The sequence below is a fragment of the Microbispora sp. NPDC049633 genome, from assembly GCF_040675265.1.
Classification (GTDB): domain Bacteria; phylum Actinomycetota; class Actinomycetes; order Streptosporangiales; family Streptosporangiaceae; genus Microbispora; species Microbispora maris.
Genome location: NZ_JBFAOO010000190.1, coordinates 1 through 13,998, shown reverse-complemented (window position 1 = coordinate 13,998; position 13,998 = coordinate 1). Strand labels below are relative to the sequence as shown.

General features: G+C 72.6%; 13 protein-coding genes. 6 read left to right on the top strand and 7 right to left on the bottom strand.

Translation table 11 applies throughout. From position 1 onward, the window contains the following. The coding region (locus tag AB0J39_RS32225; RefSeq protein ID WP_363471678.1) for a Tm-1-like ATP-binding domain-containing protein at positions 1-161 on the bottom strand (161 nt) is incomplete at its 3' end. 129 nt (positions 162-290) lie between these two features. Between AB0J39_RS32225 and AB0J39_RS32220 the strand changes: the two genes are divergently transcribed. Together AB0J39_RS32220 and AB0J39_RS32215 are read left to right on the top strand one after the other, a co-directional pair. Next, positions 291-1,700, top strand: a complete 1,410-nt coding sequence (locus tag AB0J39_RS32220; protein ID WP_363471676.1) for a PLP-dependent aminotransferase family protein — start codon at positions 291-293, stop codon at positions 1,698-1,700. A gap of 174 nt (positions 1,701-1,874) precedes the next feature. Beyond that, the gene (locus AB0J39_RS32215; RefSeq protein WP_363471674.1) at positions 1,875-3,530 is read left to right on the top strand and encodes an AMP-binding protein; all 1,656 of its coding nucleotides are present in this window, start codon (positions 1,875-1,877) and stop codon (positions 3,528-3,530) included. A gap of 70 nt (positions 3,531-3,600) precedes the next feature. Here the strand turns inward: AB0J39_RS32215 and AB0J39_RS32210 are convergent, their stop codons facing one another. The 4 genes from AB0J39_RS32210 to AB0J39_RS32195 form a co-directional block, all read right to left on the bottom strand. Then, complete coding sequence (locus tag AB0J39_RS32210; protein ID WP_363471672.1) at positions 3,601-5,223, bottom strand: beta-1,3-glucanase family protein; 1,623 nt, start codon at positions 5,221-5,223, stop codon at positions 3,601-3,603. A gap of 166 nt (positions 5,224-5,389) precedes the next feature. Then, positions 5,390-6,019 (bottom strand): PaaI family thioesterase, encoded by a 630-nt coding sequence (locus tag AB0J39_RS32205; protein ID WP_363471671.1) that lies wholly within the window; start codon positions 6,017-6,019, stop codon positions 5,390-5,392. Beyond that, complete coding sequence (locus AB0J39_RS32200; protein ID WP_363471669.1) at positions 6,016-6,183, bottom strand: hypothetical protein; 168 nt, start codon at positions 6,181-6,183, stop codon at positions 6,016-6,018. The genes AB0J39_RS32205 and AB0J39_RS32200 overlap by 4 nt, the downstream gene beginning before the upstream one ends. Positions 6,184-6,301: 118 nt before the next feature. After that, positions 6,302-7,474 (bottom strand): steroid 3-ketoacyl-CoA thiolase, encoded by a 1,173-nt coding sequence (locus tag AB0J39_RS32195; protein ID WP_363471667.1) that lies wholly within the window; start codon positions 7,472-7,474, stop codon positions 6,302-6,304. A gap of 251 nt (positions 7,475-7,725) precedes the next feature. On the opposite strand from AB0J39_RS32195, the gene AB0J39_RS32190 reads away from it, so the two are divergent. Further along, complete coding sequence (locus AB0J39_RS32190; protein ID WP_363471665.1) at positions 7,726-8,658, top strand: 3-oxoacyl-ACP reductase; 933 nt, start codon at positions 7,726-7,728, stop codon at positions 8,656-8,658. A gap of 150 nt (positions 8,659-8,808) precedes the next feature. On the opposite strand, the gene AB0J39_RS32185 is transcribed toward AB0J39_RS32190, so the two are convergent. Further along, positions 8,809-9,438 (bottom strand): TetR family transcriptional regulator, encoded by a 630-nt coding sequence (locus AB0J39_RS32185; RefSeq protein WP_363471664.1) that lies wholly within the window; start codon positions 9,436-9,438, stop codon positions 8,809-8,811. A 156-nt stretch (positions 9,439-9,594) separates the two neighbouring features. Between AB0J39_RS32185 and AB0J39_RS32180 the strand changes: the two genes are divergently transcribed. Then, the gene (locus tag AB0J39_RS32180; RefSeq protein WP_363471662.1) at positions 9,595-11,133 is read left to right on the top strand and encodes an FAD-binding protein; all 1,539 of its coding nucleotides are present in this window, start codon (positions 9,595-9,597) and stop codon (positions 11,131-11,133) included. Positions 11,134-11,166: 33 nt separating this feature from the next. On the opposite strand, the gene hsaA is transcribed toward AB0J39_RS32180, so the two are convergent. Next, positions 11,167-12,333, bottom strand: a complete 1,167-nt coding sequence (gene hsaA / locus AB0J39_RS32175) for a 3-hydroxy-9,10-secoandrosta-1,3,5(10)-triene-9,17-dione monooxygenase oxygenase subunit (RefSeq protein WP_363471661.1) — start codon at positions 12,331-12,333, stop codon at positions 11,167-11,169. A gap of 172 nt (positions 12,334-12,505) precedes the next feature. Here hsaA and AB0J39_RS32170 point away from each other — a divergent pair, with 172 nt between their 5' ends. Both AB0J39_RS32170 and AB0J39_RS32165 read left to right on the top strand, forming a co-directional pair. After that, positions 12,506-13,675, top strand: a complete 1,170-nt coding sequence (locus AB0J39_RS32170; RefSeq protein WP_363471659.1) for a Rieske 2Fe-2S domain-containing protein — start codon at positions 12,506-12,508, stop codon at positions 13,673-13,675. Then, complete coding sequence (locus tag AB0J39_RS32165; RefSeq protein ID WP_363471657.1) at positions 13,672-13,926, top strand: ferredoxin; 255 nt, start codon at positions 13,672-13,674, stop codon at positions 13,924-13,926. Before AB0J39_RS32170 ends, AB0J39_RS32165 begins: the two co-directional genes overlap by 4 nt. Positions 13,927-13,998 lie beyond the last annotated feature (72 nt).

Sequence of the window (13,998 nt, the reverse complement as noted above, 5' to 3'; positions counted from 1 at the left end):
CCCGCCGCCCGGGCCACCTCGTCCGCGCCGACGCCGGCGAGGTCCGCCCCGTGGGCGAAGGTGCCGACGTCGACCAGGAGCACGTCGCAGCCCGCCTCGCGCAGCTCGTCGCGGACCCAGCGGTACTCCTCGGCCTTGGTGTCCAGTGTTCCCAGCAGCACTACCGTCGCCACCGCGACCTCCTGTCGTCATCGACCTGCGCGTACGGTCGACGATGTCCGGCCGTGACCGAATCGGCCAGGCCAATCACGCAGAATTGGTCTACTCGCACGCAGTCGGGAGATGGTGGGATGGCACGCGCGGAACCCGTGGACAGCGCCGCGCTGGCCCGTCTGATCGGCGGGTGGCGGGCGGAGGACGTGCCGCTGCCGCACGCGCTCGCCGGCGCGCTCGACGAGCTGATCGCCGGGAACGTGCTGGTCGAGGGGGCCGCGCTGCCGCCGCAGCGCGCGCTGGCCACCGCGCTCGGGGTGTCCCGCGCGACCGTCGCCGAGGCGTACGCGGAGCTGGCCGCGCGAGGACGGCTGACGTCCCGGCAGGGGTCCGGGTCGCGCGTGCGGCGCGGCCGGGGCGCGAGTACGAGCGCGAGCGCGGGAGCCGATCACGTCGTCGAGGGACGGCTGGCGTCCTTCGGCCGCGCCCGCCGCCTCGTCGAGCTGGACCTGTCCAGCGGCGCCCTGCCCGCCCTGTCGCTGGTGCGGGACGCCGTGTCCGCGGTCGACCTGCGCGAGCTCGACGTCTACCTCGCCGACGACGGCTACTACGCGGCAGGGCTGCCCCGTCTCCGCGCGGTAGTGGCCGAGCAGTACGGCGCGCGGGGACTGCCGACGGACCCGGATCAGATCCTCGTCACGTCCGGCTCCCAGCAGGCCGTCTGGTTGTGCGCGTCGTCCCTGGTCGCGCCGGGAGACGAGGTCCTGGTCGAGGAGCCGGGCTACCGCGGCGCGATCGAGGCGTTCCGCACGGCCGGGGCGCGGCTGACGGGGGTGCCCGTACGGGAGGACGGCCTCGACCTCGACCACCTCGACCGGGTCGCCCATCGGGCCGCCCTGCTCTACTGCCAGCCCGCGGCGCACAACCCCACGGGGATCAGCCTGCCGGCGGCCGGGAGGGAACGGCTCAGCGAGATCGTCGGCAGGCACGGCGTGCTGACGATCGAGGACCGGTCCTGCGCCGACCTCGTGCTCGACGACCGCGGGGTGCGGCCACCGCTGCCCGGCCCCGCGAACCCCGGCCTGGTGATCCGGATCGGCACGGCCTCCAAGCTGCTGTGGGGCGGGTTGCGGGTCGGGTGGATACGTGCGGAACGTCCGCTGATCACGCGGTTGACGCAGGCCAAGGCGGCGCTGGACCTGGCCGCTCCGGTGATCGACCAGATGGTGACCGCCGAACTCCTGGGGCAGGCGGACCGGGCCAGGCGGGAGCGTACGCGACGGCTGCGGGCCCATCTCGCCGACGCGGCGGCGGTCCTGGCCGAACTCCGCCCGGCGTGGCGGTGGACGCCGCCGCACGGCGGAACGGCGCTGTGGGTCGACACCGGAACCGACGCCGTCGCCCTGGCGGGACGCGCCCGCGAGAAGGGCGTGCTGGTCACCGCCGGCCCGGCCTTCTCCCCCGCGAACGCGCAGCGTTCCCGGCTCCGGCTGCCGTTCTGGCGGCCCGTGGACCAGTTCGCGCAGGCGGTCGAACTCCTCCGATGACGGCTGCCGCCGGGTCGATGCCGGCGGAGGTTCGCCACGCGCCGCGGGACGACGCTCGCCCGTCCCGGTGACCGGGAGTCCCGGCGTGCCGCGCCCGGCCTTTACTCAGAATTTCCGCCACGGACTGACTCCGGCTCGCGGTGCATCCCGGCCTGTGAAGGGGAGCTGATAGGCATGTCGACAGATCCGAGGCTCGCGGCGGCGGCGATGCCGGCCGGGCTGACCGGCCCCGGCGAGGCGTTCGAGCTCGCCGAGGAGGAGGTCCTCGGCACGCGCATGACCGTCTTCAAGAACCGGCACCGCGACCTCGGCGAGGTGCTCGCCGCCTCCGCGGCGTACGGCGACCGCGACTACATCGTGACGGCCGACGAGCGGCTGAGCTTCGCCGAGCACGCGCGGCGGGCGGCCGCGCTCGCCGCCGCGCTGCGCGAGGAGCACGGCGTGCGCCCCGGCGACCGGATCGCGATCAACGCGGCCAACTACCCGGGCTGGATCGTCGCGTTCTGGGCGGCGGTGGCCGCCGGGGCCATCGCGGTCGCGTACAACGCGTGGTGGTCACGCGGGGAGGTCGAGTACGCGCTCGGCCACACCGGGCCGAAGGTGCTGATCGCCGATGCCAGGCGGGCCGCGCTCGCCCCGCCGGGGACGACGGTCCTGACCCTGGAGGAGGACCTCCCCCGGCTGGCCGAGCGGTACGCGGGCGCTCCGCTGTCCCCGCACGCCGCCGCCGAGGACGACCCGGCGGTCATCATTTACACGAGCGGCACCTCGGGCCGTCCCAAGGGCGCGGTCCACACGCACCGCAACCTCACGTCGGTCGTCGAGTACCACCGGATGAACGACGCGCTCGGCCGGGCGTTCGGCGACCCCACGGATCCGGCGGACCGGCGCTACCTGCTGGTGCTGCCGTTGTTCCACATCGCGAGCCTGCACAACCTCGCGGTGCCCCGCCTCGCGACCGGCAGCGCCGTCGTGATGCACCTGGGTTCATTCGACGTCGACCGGGTGCTGCGGCTCATCGAGCGGGAGCGGGTCACCAACTGGGGCGCGGTGCCGACGATGGCCAACCGGCTGATCGAGCACGGCGACCTGTCGGGCTACGACCTGTCGTCGCTGACCGCCTTCGCGCTGGCCTCGGCGCCGTCGTCCCCCGCGTTCCAGGAGCGGCTGCGCCGGGCGTTGCCGGTCGCCCGGCGGTCCCTGGTGGACAGCTACGGCCTGACCGAGTCGTCCACCGCGATCACCGTCGCCACCCCGGCGGACCTGCGGGAGGCGCCAGGCACGCTGGGCCGTCCGATCGCGACCGTGCGGCTGGAGATCCGCGACCCCGAGGGCAAGGCGCTGCCGGAGGGCGAGGAGGGCGAGGTCTGCGCCCGCAGCCCGTTCAACATGCTCGGCTACTGGCATGACCCGGAGGCGACCGCGCAGGCCATCCGGGAGGACCGCTGGCTGCACACCGGCGACCTCGGGGTGATCGAGGACGGGCGGCTGCGCCTGAGCACCCGCCGCTCCGACCTGATCATCCGAGGCGGGGAGAACGTCTACCCCGCCGAGATCGAGAACGCGCTCGCCGAGCACCCTGCGGTGGTGGAGTGCGTCGTGCTCGGCGCCCCGCACTCCGACCTCGGCCAGGAGGTCGTGGCCGTGGTCGTCAAGGCGGCCGGGCAGGACGTGGGCGAGGACGACCTGCGGGCGCATGTGCGGGACCGGCTCGCCTACTTCAAGGTGCCGTCGCGGTGGCGGATCACCACCGAGGCGCTGCCCCGCAACGCCACCGGCAAGGTGCTCCGCCAGAGGGTCAGGCGCGAGCTCGGCATCCCCGGCTCCTGAGCCGCGAGGCGGAGGGCCGGCCCGGCGGTGCGAGTGCGCGCCGCCGGGCCGGTCTGTCACCTCTGGTGTCTCACCGCATGACGAAGCGCTGTGCCGCGGTGCCGTTGCAGTCGTAGATCTGCAGGCGGGTGCCGTTGCCGGTCGCGCCGCCGGGCGAGTCGACGCACCGGCCCGACTGGGGGTTCCTGATCGACCCGTCGGACAGCCGCACCCAGTTCTGCGCGCCGGTGTTGTTGCAGTCGTAAAGCTGCAGCGGGGTGCCGTTGGCGGTGCCGCCGGACTGCACGTCGAGGCAGCGTCCGAGGGTGCGCAGCGTCTGCCCGCTCCAGGTCCAGAACTGGTCCTTCGCGTAGGACTGGCAGTCCCACAGCTGGACCGCCGTGCCGTTGCCGCCCGTGTCGTCGCCCGCCACGTCGACGCACTTGCCGCCGGGGCCGATGATGTTCGCACCGCCCGGGCCGCCCGTGCCCCCGCCGAAGCTCCCGATCGTCATCCCGGCCGACGACGGGTTGGGCTGGTCGATCGTCGGGGCGAACCCGCCGACGTCGTCGTAGGAGAAGCCGTAGGCCAGGCCGTTCAGCGAGTTGGCGTGGATCGTCTTGCTGAACAGGTTCGACGCGGACTGCCCGTAGAATTTCGTCGCGTCCGTCGTCGGCTGGGTGTCGTACATGACCCGGCCGGCCGTCGAGAGCGTCGCGCGGTTGAGCGCGGCGCACACCCGCGCGCCGACCGCGAGGATGGCCGCCTGGTCGGGCTGGTTCGGCGGTTGCAGGCCGCCGGAGCACGCGAAGACGTCGCTGGTGGCCGGTTTGGTGAGCGTGCCGATGACGGCGCCGGACGCGTTCCTGAACGTCCAGTTCGTGCCGCTGGTGGTGCCGGTGAAGGTGCCCAGCGACGTCTGAACGGTCAGCGGACGCGTCGCGTAGTAGGACCAGACCCCGTTCACGTAGGAGTCGAGGTACGTCGAGGGGAACAGGCCCTTGGCGATGGCGTGCACGGGCGCGAGCACGCGCAGCGGGAGGCCGTCGGAGGCTCTCGTCGTCGTCAGGGCCGACCACGGCGACCCCAGGCCGGCGAACGCGCCGAGTATGCCGGCGCGGTTGCCGGCGATGCCCTGCGTCTGGGTGCCGCCCGAGGCGCCGGTGACGCTGACCGTCACCGGGATGCTGAACATGTCGACCGTGGTCGAGTTGATGAAGATGCCCGTGCCGCCGTTGCTCGTCCGGGCGAACTCCGTCCAGTCGTAGAGGATGCCGGCGTTCGGGTCGCTGTCGACCCAGGGCGCGGGCTCGACCAGTCCGTTCGTGGTCAGGAAGAACCGCAGCTTCGCGCCCATAGACAGGTAGACGCGGCCGCCGGACAGGTTCGGCGGCAGCGTGATGGTCGTGCTGGCGCCGTCGCCCGGCCCGGGGATCGAGATGTCCGGCGCGGGGACGGGACCGTTGGGGATCGACGATGGGAAGGAGTACGCGCGCCACGTTCCGGAGGCGTCCACGTATCCCTGCTGGCCGGTGGCCGAGTTGCGGGCGACGACGTAGACGTACGTCGCGTCGCCCCGGCCGGAGTTGTTGGTGATCGTGAATGGCAACCGCGTGACGGCGGCGTCCGCCGCCCGCTGTCCGGTGGCGAGGACCACCGCCTGGGTCAGCAGGACGACGGCGAGCAGAGTTCGCCGCCATCTCCGCAACGACATGTGCATCTCCCGGCTCCTCTGGGGGGTGCGAAGACAAGCCATGAGAGCGCTCTCAGGAAAGTAACTTTACTGTTAACTGACCGCTCGTCAATACCTGCTGACACCTCATCCACCGCCACGAGGAACCGAAGCCGCGCGAGAGAGCGTTTCCTCGCGCGTGATGCGGTCAGCGGGGCCGGTCGAGCTGCTTGTCGATGAACAGGCCCTCGGCGCTGACGCACAACCGCCCGCCCGCGCTGATCGACCCCGTGGCGTGGATCTTGCGCCCGTCCACCGAGGTCTGCCGCCCGGTCACGGTCAGCGGCTCGAACAGCGGGGTGACCCGGTGGTAGCGCAGCGTCAGCGTGCCCGTCATCCCCGAGGTCCCCGCCCAGGCGTTCGCGACTCCCAGCGTGTGGTCGAGCAGCAGCGCCGACACACCGCCGTGCACGCAGCCGGGAGGTCCCTGGTACGGCATGCCCAGCACGACCGTGCCCTCGATCGAGCCGTCCTCCTTGCCGTACAGGCGCAACGGCGGGGCGATCGCGTTCTCCGGCCCCGTCACCGGGTCGTGCCGGGTCACACCCTCCCCCCGCCACATGTCGACCATGCGCTCGCTCACCGTGGGGGCGTGCGCCTGCAGGTGGTCGGCCACGGCGTTCAGCTGCTCGGCGACCTGGGTCATCTCGACCGCCGACAAGTCGCCGGAGTGCAGCAGCGCGTCGATCACGCGGCGGGCCGCGGCGACCGCCGCGTCCACTCCCTCGTTGTTCGGGGTCGCCGTCAGCTCGGCGCGGTCGATCCGCGTCTCCGTCATGAAGTCTCCGCTGTCGCGTGGGTGAGCACGGCGGCGTCGCCGCGCTCCGGGCAGGTGGACCGGAACACCAGCCGGTCGTCCTCACGCCACACGCTGGTCCGGATCGTCTCACCGGGGAGCAGCACCCCGGCGAAGCGTACCGACAGCCCGGTCAGCCCGGTCACCTCGCCCCCGAGGACGCCGCGCCGCGCACCACGGCGGACGTGACGTGCCGCGTGGCGAAGGCGCGTACGGCGTCGCGCAGGTCGCGCTGCTCGTCGGTCAGTCCGATCGACATGTGGTTCAGATCCGTTCGATGATGGTGGCCGTGGCGTGCGCGCCGCCGGCGCACATGGTAACGAGGGCCGTCGAGCCTCCGGTCCGCTCCAGTTCGCACAGCGCCTGGGTGATCAGGCGGGAGCCGGTCGAGCCGACCGCGTGCCCGAGCGCGATCGCGCCGCCGTTCACGTTGACCTTGTCCATGTCGGCGTCGAGCACCCGCGCCCAGGAGAGCACGACCGAGGCGAACGCCTCGTTGATCTCGACGAGGTCGACGTCGGACAGCTTCATGCCCGCCTTGTCCAGCACATGCCGGGTCGCGTCGATCGGCCCGTCGAGGTGGTAGTAGGGGTCGGAGCCGACCATGCCGGAGGCGACGATGCGCGCCCGCGGGCGCAGCCCGAGCGCGCGCGCCCGGTCCGCGCTCATCAGCAGCACGCCGGCCGCGCCGTCGCTGATCTGCGAGGAGTTGCCCGCGGTGTGGATGCCGCCCGGCATCACCGGCCGCAACCTCTCCAGCGCCTCCATGCTGGTGTCGCGCAGCCCCTGGTCCCTGGTGACGACGGTGGTCTCCCCCGTCGGTCCCTCGGGTCCCATCACCGGCGCCCCGACCGCGATGACCTGGCCGTCGAACCTGCCCTCCGCCCACGCCTGCGCGGCGCGCCGCTGGGAGCGCAGGCCGAGCACGTCGGCGTCCTGGCGGGTGATGCCGCGCCGCTGCGCGATCCGCTCGGCCGCGGTGAACTGGTCGGGCATGTCGAGCGCCCAGGACGCCGGGAACGGGCTGCCGGCGTCGGGGGTGACCGCGGCGCCGAGGAAGACCCGGCTCATCGACTCGACCCCGCAGCCGATGCCGATGTCGATCGCACCGGCCGCGATCAGCCCGGCGACCAGGTGCACGGCCTGCTGGCCGGAGCCGCAGGCGCAGTCGATCGACGTGCAGGCCGTGGTGTACGGCAGGCCCGCGTGCAGCCAGGCCTGGCGGGTGACGTTGTTGGCCTGCTCCCCGGCCTGGGTGACGCAGCCGCCGACGACCTGGGCGACCGCGCCGGGGGCGAGGCCGTTGCGCTCGATCAGAGCCCGGTGGACCGCGCCGAGCAGCTCGGCCGGATGCAGCCCGGACAGGGCGCCGTAGCGCTTGCCCACCGGGGTGCGCACCGCGTCGACGATGACAGCCCCGTTGACGGTCTCAGCCATCGTTCCTCCTCGTGTGGATGGCACTCGAACGGCGATGCCACGTTCAGCGTCATGGGGAGAGGCTAGAAATCATTTCCGTTCGGGGCAACGGCCCAGTCCCGCTGAGTGGTGCCGCCGATCACTCGCCGTGCTGTGTGAAGCCATCCTTGTGGCACCGAGTGGACACCCGCGGCCGGGAGGCCACCCATCGGGCGAAAACTGGAATACGTACCAGTCTTGGCTGTGATCACCGAACGGGCAGGAGTGCGCAGATGAGCTCGAACACGAGCCTGGAGGACAAGACCGCCGTCGTCACCGGCGCGGGGGCGGGCCTGGGCCGCAGCGAGGCCCTCGCCCTCGCCGGACGCGGCGCGAACGTCGTCGTCAACGACGTCGGCCCGGCGGCCGAGGACGTCGCCGCCGAGATCAGGGCGCTCGGCCGCGAGGCCGTCGCGGTGACCGGCGACATCGGCGACTGGTCCATGGGCGACCGCCTCGTCCGGGCCGCCGTGGAGTCCTTCGGCGGCCTCGACGTCGTGGTGAACAACGCCGGCGTGCTGCGCGACAAGATGCTGTTCAACCTGACCGAGTCCGACTGGGACGCGGTCATCCGCGTCCACCTCAAGGGACACGCCGGGCTGTCGCGGGCCGCGGCCGTCCACTGGCGGGCCGCGAGCAAGGCCGCGGGCGGCCCGGTCTACGGCCGCGTGGTCAACACCTCATCAGAGGCGTTCCTGTTCGGGCCGGCCGGCCAGCCGAACTACGCCGCCGCCAAGGCCGGCATCGTCGCGCTGACGCTCGCGACCGCCCAGGGCCTGTCCCGGTACGGCGTGCGGGCCAACGCCATCTGCCCCCGGGCGCGTACGGGCATGACGGCCGGCGTGTTCGGCGACGGCGGCGAGGTCGGCGGGCTGGACGTCCTCGCTCCCGAGCGGGTGGCCACGTTCGTCAGCTACCTCGCCTCCCCCGCCTCCGAGGAGATCAACGGCCAGGTGTTCGTGGTGTACGGCGACATGGTGGCGCTCATGGCGGCCCCGACCGTGGAGCGCAAGTTCACCGCCGGCGACGGCGTGTTCTCCGTCGAGGAGCTGGACGCGCAGGTCACCCCGCACTTCAGCGGGCGCGACCCGTACCGGACCTACGCGGCCTACTCGGTCGCGCGGCTCGACACCACCGGCGTGCGGAACGTCGCGCGCGCGACGTGAGGAACGCGGGACCGCGCGATGTCGCCCGCGCAGACCACCACGACGGTGATCCACCAGCCGGACGGAGGCTGGTACCCGCGTTCGGGAGCCGCGCGTGCGGCCGTCAGTACGCGTCGGGGCCCTCCAGCATGTCGAAGGGGCGCGTCCCGGTCAGCGGGAGACGCGAGCCGAGGACGCGTTCGAGCGTGGCGCCAGCAGCAGCCGGCAGGCGATCCGGATGTCGCTTTCGGTGTCGGGGACCGAGGCCCGGCCGTTCAGGCTCGACTGGAGCACGCCGTACCAGCACTGCATCAGCAGCCGGATCAGCGTGACGTCCATGACGGTGGGCTCGGCGATGCCGAGCGTCCGCAGGACGATCTGCCGGAACGTCAGGTCGATCCGGCCCGCGTCGGCCACCGCGGCGGCGTTGGCGGAGTTCGACGACTGCAGCATCGCGGTGGCGAGCGCGGGGCGGCGCAGCAGTTGCCTGCTGGCGAGCACGAGCACCTCGCCGACGGCGTCCTCCGGCGTCATCCCGGGCTTGGGCCGCTGGACGCTCTCGCTGAACCTGTCGACCTGCTCGGCCATCACCGCGGTGAACAGATGGGTCTTCGAGGGGAAGTACCGGTACAGCGTGGCGATCGCCACCCCGGCCTCCTTGGCCACCTCGTGCATCTGGACCCGCTCGAGTCCCTTCTCGGCGCCCATCCGGGCGGCGGCGCGCAGGATGCGCAGATGACGGGCGCGCTGCTCGGGTGAGCTCGGCTCGGCCGGCGCCCTGACCTCGGCGATCCTCGGCACGTCTCCCCCTGGTCGTTCGTGTGTCGCAACGACGATACACAGCGGAGCTCGCCCGCCCGCCACTGGTCCATACCGCTCAGTGGGACGAACGGGCCGCTCACGTGTCCGCTGCGCTTGCCTGTACCCACCACCATCGGCGACGACAGGAGGAGCGGCATGGCGGGCGCGCCCACACGGGCCTGGGACGACGAGTACGACGTGGTGGTGGCCGGGTCCGGCGCGGGCGCCATGACCGGCGCGCTGACGGCGGCGGCGGGCGGGCTGCGCACCGTGGTGCTGGAGAAGACGGCGCTGCTCGGCGGCATGTCCGCGTACTCGGGCGCGGCCGTCTGGCTGCCCGGCACGCAGGTGCAGCGCCGCGCCGGGATCGGCGACTCGGCGGAGTCTGCCCGCGCCTACCTCACCGCCCTGCTGGGCGAGGCCGAGGCCGACCGTCGCGAGGCGTTCCTCGCGACCGCGCCCGAGGTGGCCGAGTTCCTGGAGCGCGACCCGGCGATCGAATTCGAGTGGCGGGCCTTCCCCGACTACTTCCCCGCCCCGGGACGGCTCGACGCAGGGCGGTCGTTCGTGCCGCTGGACCTGCCGGCCGGACGGCTCGGCGACCTCGCCGCGCTGGTGCGGCCTCCGGTGGACCGCGACCGCGACGGCCGGGGCCACGGCGAGGGCCCGCTGTCGGCCGGGCGGGCGTTGATCGGGCGGCTGCTGCTGGCCCTCAAGAACACCGGCAACGGCACCGTGCGCACCGGCGCCGCGCTCACCCGGCTCGTCGTGGAGAACGGCCGGGTGACCGGCGTGGAGGCTTCCACCTCCGGGGGGACCGTACGGCTGCGCGCCCGGAAGGGCGTGCTGCTGGCGGCCGGCGGCTTCGAGGGCGACGCGAAGATGCGGGCGGTCCACGGCGTCCCCGGAACGGCCGGGTGGTCGATGGCCCCGGCGGGCGCGAACACCGGCGACCCGATCCGGGCCGCCGCCGCGATCGGCGCGGCCACCGGCCTGATGGACGAGGCGTGGTGGTGCCCGGGCGTGGCGCTGCCGGACGGCCGGGCCGCCTTCACGCTGGGCTTGCGCGGCGGTCTGATGGTCGACGCGTCGGGCCGCCGCTTCGCCAACGAGTCGCTGCCGTACGACCGGATGGGCCGCGAGATGCTCGCCGAGCCCGGCCGCGTGCCCGCTCACCTGATCTTCGACTCCCGCTTCGGCGGGCGGCTCCCGGCGATCTCACTGCCGGGACGCCGCGCCGAGGAGCACCTGGAGGCCGGCACCTGGGTGCGCGCCGGCACCCCGGAGGAGCTGGCGGAGCTCATCGGCGTGCCGGGCGAGGCGCTGAAGCACACCGTCGAGCGGTTCAACGGCTTCGCCGCGACCGGCGTGGACGAGGACTTCCACCGCGGCGAGGACCCCTACGACCGGTTCTTCGCCGGGAAGTCCGAGGCGCCGAACCCCTGCCTGGTCCCGCTGGACACCCCGCCCTACTACGCCGCCCGGGTGGTGCTCAGCGACCTCGGCACCAAGGGCGGGCTGCGCACCGACCCCGACGGACGGGTGCTCCGGGGGGACGGACGGCCGATCCCCGGCCTGTACGCCGCGGGCAACACCAGCGCCTCGTTCTCCGGGCGCCGCTACCCCGGCCCCGGTGTCCCGATCGGTTCGGCCATGGTCTTCGCCTACCGGGCCGCCAAGGAAATGGCACGCTGAAATGGCACGCGCGTCCGGGCCCTTCCCCCGCCGTCAGATCAGGTTGTCCTCGACGGCCAGGCCGAACTCGCCCTTGCCGTACATCGCCAGGGCCCGCTCGACGTCGTTGGCCACGTGGACGCTGCCCGCGTGGGCGTCGCGCCAGGCCCGCTCGATCGGGTTGCCCCGGCTGAGGGAGTTGCCCCCGGCGGTCTTGAACAGGATGTCGATCGCCTCCAGCGCCCGCTCGGTGGCGCGCACCTGGTCCCGCCGCACCCGCAGCCGCAGCTCGGCCGGGATCGTCTCGCCCCGCACCGCGTGCTCGTACACCTCCCGCACGTTGCGGTCGGTCTGCAGGATCGCCGCGTCGATCTCCGACGCCGCCCGGGCGACCGCCACCTGCGCGAACTGGTCCTCGGCGAACCGGCCGCCGCCCAGGCTGAGCCGTACGCGGTCGCGCATGGCGGTCACGTACGACCGGTAGCAGCCGGCCGCCATCCCGATGACCGGGGCGGTGATCGTGGTGGTGAACACGGTGCCGAACGGGATGCGGTAGAGCGGGCCGGGGTTCGCCTTCTGGCCGGGGCCGCGCAGCTGCGCCATCTCGTAGTTGCGCATCACGCGGTGCGCGGGCACGAAGGCGTCCTCGACGAGGATGTCGTTGCTGCCCGTGCCGCGCAGCCCGATGACGTCCCACACGTCCGCGATCAGGTAGTCGGAGCGGGGCACCAGCACGGTCATGAAGTCCACCGGCCTGCCCTGGTCGCCGAGGACCAGGCCGCCCACCATCGCCCATGACGCGTGCTCGCAGCCGGAGGAGAACCGCCACCGGCCGGTCAGCCGGTAGCCGCCCTCGGCGGGGACGAGCCGCCCGACCGGCGCGTACGACGAGGAGATCAGCGCGTCCTGGTCGCTCCCCCACACCTCGTCCTGGGCGGCCTCGTCGAACAGGGCCAGCTGCCAGGGGTGCACGCCGAGGACGGAGACGGTCCAGCCGGTGGACCCGCACACCGCCGAGATCTCCCTGACCACCTCGTAGAAGCTCACCGGGTCGCCCTCCGCGCCGCCGTACCTCTTGGGCTGCAGCATGCGGAAGACCCCGGCCTGGACCAGCTCCCTGATCGACTCGGCGGGGACCCGGCGGTCCTCGTCGGTGGACCGGGCCCGTTCGGCGATCTTCGGCAGCAGCGTGCGAACCGCGTCCAGGACCTCGTTGCTCATGGGGGAGTTCTCCGTGTCGCGCTCGTCGGTCAGATGCCGTCCATGATGGTGCGCGGCGCCGATGAACGCATGTCAGGGCCATCCCGGCCAATGGGACTCACCCCTCGGCCGACCCACGCACCTCCTACCTTGGCGGACTGAGAGAACGTGCGTCCTGAAGGGTCGGATCAAGGTGACTGCAGTAGAAGCCGGGAACGACGACATCCGCAGGATCGAGGCGGAGGCGGTGCCCACCCGGTTCGCCCGGGGCTGGCACTGCCTGGGCCTGTCGGAGAAGTTCAAGGACGGCAAGCCGCACACGGTCAAGGCCTTCGGCCAGAAGCTCGTGGTCTTCCGGAGCGGCGACGGCGGACTCAACGTGCTCGACGCCTACTGCCGGCACATGGGCGGGGACCTGTCGCAGGGCGAGATCAAGGGGGACGAGATCGCCTGCCCCTTCCACGACTGGCGCTGGGGCGGCGACGGCCGCTGCAAGAAGATCCCCTACGCGCGCCGCGTCCCGCTGCGCGCGCGCACCGCCGCCTGGACCACCATGGACCAGGACGGCCTGCTGTTCGTGTGGAACGACCCGGAGGGCAACCCGCCGCCGCCGGAGGTCACGATCCCCCGGATCGAGGGCGCGACGCGGGACGACTGGACCGACTGGGTCTGGACCGAGACCGTCGTGAACACCAACTGCCGCGAGGTCGTGGACAACGTCGTCGACATGGCGCACTTCTTCTACGTCCACTACTCGTTCCCGACGTACTTCAAGAACATCTTCGAGGGCCACGTCGCCACGCAGATCATGAAGGGCACCGGCCGCCAGGACACCCGTCCACCCGCGAAGGACGGCGAGCCGAGACTGCTCGGCAACGACTCGGTGGCGTCGTATCACGGGCCGTCGTTCATGATCGACGATTTGACGTACCACTACGACACCATGGACATCGACTCGGTCCTGATCAACGCGCACTACCCGATCGACGCGCACTCGTTCGTGCTGCACTCGGGGATCATCGTGCAGCGCACCGACAAGCTCTCCGGTCCCGCGGCCGACGAGATGGCCAGGAAGATGAGCTCCTTCATCCTCAAGGGCTTCGACCAGGACGTGCGGATCTGGAAGAACAAGGCCCGCATCGACAACCCGCTGCTGTGCGAGGAGGACGGGCCGGTCTACCAACTGCGCCGCTGGTACGAGCAGTTCTACGTGGACGTCGCCGACGTCAGGCCGGAGATGGTGGAGCGCTTCGAGTTCGAGCTCGACACCGCCCGCCCGGTCGAGGCGTGGAAGAAGGAGGTCGAGGAGAACCTCGCCCGCAAGGCCGCGGAGCTTTCGGCGAGCACGGGCCGGCCCGCATGACGTTCCGCCCGGACGACCGGCTGCTCGACGCGCCCATGCAGCCGCTGACCTGCCGCCGGTGCGGCGCCGGGGTCGAGGTGCGTAAGGCGAGCTGGCACCAGACCAGCGTCCAGTGGAACGCGGACGCGGCCGGGACCTGCCAGGAGCGCCGCACCTCCGGCGCGGGCGTCTTCCCCGGCTGCGTGGCGCTGCGGGACTCCATCGTCCAGGCCGCGCTCGACGGCGAGATCGCCGTACCGGAGGAATCGTGATCGACAGGGACGTGTACGGCCCTGGGCCGTCGTCGCGGGCGGGGCGCACGGTCCCCGGCTGGCCGAGGACCG

Bases quoted from the DNA above. Each gene is read 5' to 3' on its own strand.
- AB0J39_RS32215 (WP_363471674.1), top strand. From the start codon at position 1,875: ATGTCGACAGATCCGAGGCTCGCGGCGGCGGCGATGCCGGCCGGGCTG.
- AB0J39_RS32195 (WP_363471667.1), bottom strand. From the start codon at position 7,474: ATGGCTGAGACCGTCAACGGGGCTGTCATCGTCGACGCGGTGCGCACC.
- AB0J39_RS32220 (WP_363471676.1), top strand. From the start codon at position 291: ATGGCACGCGCGGAACCCGTGGACAGCGCCGCGCTGGCCCGTCTGATC.
- AB0J39_RS32205 (WP_363471671.1), bottom strand. From the start codon at position 6,019: ATGACGGAGACGCGGATCGACCGCGCCGAGCTGACGGCGACCCCGAAC.
- AB0J39_RS32165 (WP_363471657.1), top strand. From the start codon at position 13,672: ATGACGTTCCGCCCGGACGACCGGCTGCTCGACGCGCCCATGCAGCCG.
- AB0J39_RS32190 (WP_363471665.1), top strand. From the start codon at position 7,726: ATGAGCTCGAACACGAGCCTGGAGGACAAGACCGCCGTCGTCACCGGC.
- hsaA (WP_363471661.1), bottom strand. From the start codon at position 12,333: ATGAGCAACGAGGTCCTGGACGCGGTTCGCACGCTGCTGCCGAAGATC.
- AB0J39_RS32180 (WP_363471662.1), top strand. From the start codon at position 9,595: ATGGCGGGCGCGCCCACACGGGCCTGGGACGACGAGTACGACGTGGTG.
- AB0J39_RS32210 (WP_363471672.1), bottom strand. From the start codon at position 5,223: ATGTCGTTGCGGAGATGGCGGCGAACTCTGCTCGCCGTCGTCCTGCTG.